The organism is Psychrobacter sp. AOP31-B2-9 (assembly GCF_052378005.1).
Classification (GTDB): Bacteria; Pseudomonadota; Gammaproteobacteria; order Pseudomonadales; family Moraxellaceae; genus Psychrobacter.
Genome location: NZ_JBQSXG010000217.1, coordinates 1 through 3,160 on the forward strand (window position 1 = coordinate 1; position 3,160 = coordinate 3,160).

The following is a 3,160-nucleotide window of genomic DNA, read 5'->3' on the forward strand; positions in this document are numbered from 1 at the left end:
TGAGTCAGCGGCGATTAAAGCCCATGGTCAAGTAAATGTAAAAACTTACACTAATAAATTTATGCCCATGTTTCGTGCGGTTGCACACGATGATATAACATCATCGACAGTTAAAATTGTCTGTGCAGGTCGCGATGAGACCGTGGTGGGCATTCATGCCGTCGGGTCAGATGTGGATGAAATTTTACAAGGATTTGCTTTGGCAATGAAAGTTGGTATTACTAAAGCAGATTTAGAAGAGACATTTACCATTCATCCAACAAGTGCAGAAGAATTTTTAAGTTTTAACTAAGCGGATATAAAGTGAGTGAATATTGAAAGTAAATGAGGTTAGCCGTTATAAGCAACGTCTAACCTCGCTATAAAACAGTTAGTTGATAGCAGCAAACAAATCATTCAATGCTTCACTCATACTAGGGTGGGTAAAAATATGATCACGCACCTGCTGGTAGGTTAAGCCTTGACGGATTGCTAAATCCATAAAGTTAATCAATTCATGCGACTCGGCACACAACAGTTGCACACCCAAGATTTTATCAGTTTTAGCATCTACTACGGCCTTAAGCAGCCCATCAGCTTGTTCTAAGATATTGGCTTTAGGAATAGTTGCTGCATCTAGTGTGGCGGTTTTAATGTCATAACCTTTATCTTTTGCCATTTTTGCGGTCATACCGACATTAGCAAGTGGCGGATTGACAAACACCGCATAAGGGAAAGTACGGTCTTTGGTGGTGTAACTGCCATCGCCCAATACTTGGCTTTTAACTACACGATAATCATCGAGCGAAATATAGGTAAATTGGGGGCTGCCTGCCACATCGCCCATCGCATAGATATTCGGCACGTTGGTTTGTAATTTTTCATTGACAGCAATATAACCTTTATCGGTAAGCTCAATGCCCGCTTTTTCAAGGTTTAGCCCTTCGGTATTGGCTCTGCGGCCTGTAGCAACCAAAATCGCATCGGCATGCAGTTCGCTATCAGCGGTGGTAATTGTGGCTTGCTGTCCACTATCGCTTATTTTTTTGATTTGCTGATTAGTTTTGACTGTAATATGCTGTTTTGCCATGATAGCGAGTAAAGTTTTGGTGATATCTTCATCTTCTCGTGGTAAAAAGGTATCGCCTGTTTCTAAAATCGTCACTTCACTGCCAAACCCTGCAAAAATAAAGGCAAACTCTAGCCCGATATAGCCACCACCAATAATAACGAGCTGTTTTGGTAAATCGGTTAGTTGCATGATACGGGTGCTGTCGTAGGCAAATTTGCTGTCTTTTAACCCATCAATCGGCGGCTGCCAGTTATACGCCCCTGTATTGATGTAAATATAATCAGCAGTGATGGTCAATGTGTCAGTATCGGTGACGACCTGCACGGTTTTATTATCAATAAAACTGGCTTTGCCTGTAATCACTTCGGCATTATCTAGACTATCAACTTTCTCAAAGTTGGCATGATTAAGTTTATCAATTAAATCGTTCTTTTTGCTAACTGCTTGAGCAAGTGATGGTTGTACGTCATGACCATAAGCTAAGAAGGCTAATTTTTTTGAGGGAATACAGCCAATATTGATACAGGTACCACCATACATGGTAGCGGACTGCTCCACTAAAATCACGGATTTGCCTGTCTTGGCTAAAGCTTGTGCCAGAGTTTTACCTGCTTTGCCAAAGCCGATAATCAGATGTTCGATGTGTTTTATGGTCACTGTGAGCCCCTCTGTTTTTATGATTGATTATAAGTTTTATGATTAAATAGAACTTGCTCCATAGTGTAATGATATAGTAGAGATATGCAATTTTATTAATAAAATTTAACATATTAATACCCCACTCTCAACACTTTTAAGCGGGGTTGAAACAAAAAAGGCATGAACTTAAACTTTAATCAATGACCAAAAAGATTAGAGAACAAGCCATGCCCATCGACGAATTTATCATTAAAATCTATCTAATGGTAGATGACTACTACAAAAAGATTGTAACAAACCGGCTAAGACAAGGCGGATATGCACCAAAGCTAACCGACAGTGAAATTATTACCATGGAGATAGTGGGTGAGTTTTTACAGATGGACACCGACTCACAAATCCATCAGTATTTTAAACAGCATTGGCAAACATGGTTTCCACAAATAGGCTCATATCCCAACTTTGCCAAGCAGTGCGTCAATTTGTTACAGGTAAAAATTTTGATACAACAGCATATCGTTAAACAGTATGGACAAGACAACATTCATTTTATCGATGGCTTTCCCATTCCTGTATGCCAATATGCCAGAGCGTATCGGTATAAAACCTTCAAATACGAAGGTAGTTATAGTTACTGCGCCTCAAAGCAACAAAAATATTTCGGCTTTGAAGGACATTTACTCATTAATCTATCGGGCATGATAACCAATTTTACCTTTGCCTCTGCCAGAATAGATGAAAGATTAGTGGCACCTGATATGCTTGATAATATCAAAGGCTTGTTAGGTGCAGATATGGGCTATATTAGCCCTGATTTATCTGAGTATTGCTTTAAGCGATGTGTTGATTTGCAAACACCGCTTAGAAAAAATATGCCCGATAAACGACCAATCAGTGTACTTAATCGTCTTAAAAATGCTCGTCGCAATATTGAGACGGTGATTGGTCAGTTATCACAGCGGTTTAATATGCAAAAGGTGAGAGCGAGAGATTTATGGCATTTATCCCACAGATTTATGCGTAAAATCTTGGCTCATAACTTCTGCTTTGTAATCAATAAACAGTTAGGTAATCCCCCACTTCAGTTTGAGTTGCTTATTTCAAGTTGAGAGTGGGGTTTATCATCATAACTTGTACTGAAAGCCACCAAATCAGCTAATGCTCTGGTAGCGTCTTGATCCTTAGTGCTGGCTCTCACATAAATACGAACGGTCATAACGCTACCTCTATTACTTAGACTTAATAATTAATGTTCATTGATAACAGCAAGAGATTGCTATCATTTAATATCAGATACAAGTCTAATGATAGATAAATTATTATTTAAAGGTTTTATGTTTTAGGTATAGACTAATGATAAGGGGTTGAAGTGGCTCCGTTGAGGTATAAGTTGATGAAATGGTTGGACGCATTAAAAAAGATCCTGCTTTTTTTAATAAAGAACGTCCTATCCGTACATACCTAAATGAT

Annotated in this window: 2 protein-coding genes and 2 pseudogenes; 2 read left to right on the plus strand and 2 right to left on the minus strand. The window is 38.8% G+C overall.

Going from position 1 to position 3,160, the window contains the following annotated elements:
• Positions 1 to 292 (plus strand): annotated as a pseudogene (locus ACT3SX_RS14485) (glutathione-disulfide reductase); the annotation flags it as partial.
• 78 nt (positions 293 to 370) lie between these two features.
• On the opposite strand, the gene ACT3SX_RS14490 reads toward ACT3SX_RS14485, so the two are convergent.
• The gene (locus tag ACT3SX_RS14490) at positions 371 to 1,708 is read right to left on the minus strand and encodes an FAD-dependent oxidoreductase (protein ID WP_089111068.1); all 1,338 of its coding nucleotides are present in this window, start codon (positions 1,706 to 1,708) and stop codon (positions 371 to 373) included.
• Positions 1,709 to 1,917: 209 nt separating this feature from the next.
• On the opposite strand from ACT3SX_RS14490, the gene ACT3SX_RS14495 reads away from it, so the two are divergent.
• Positions 1,918 to 2,799: an IS982 family transposase gene (locus ACT3SX_RS14495; protein ID WP_444761807.1), complete on the plus strand. Its 882-nt coding sequence runs from the start codon at positions 1,918 to 1,920 to the stop codon at positions 2,797 to 2,799.
• 8 nt (positions 2,800 to 2,807) lie between these two features.
• On the opposite strand, the pseudogene ACT3SX_RS14500 reads toward ACT3SX_RS14495, so the two are convergent.
• Positions 2,808 to 2,906, minus strand: a pseudogene (locus tag ACT3SX_RS14500) (recombinase family protein); the annotation flags it as partial.
• Between the last annotated feature and the right edge of the window lie 254 nt (positions 2,907 to 3,160).

Excerpts from the sequence above, each read along its gene's own strand:
- ACT3SX_RS14495 (WP_444761807.1), top strand. The coding sequence starts at position 1,918 with ATGCCCATCGACGAATTTATCATTAAAATCTATCTAATGGTAGATGAC.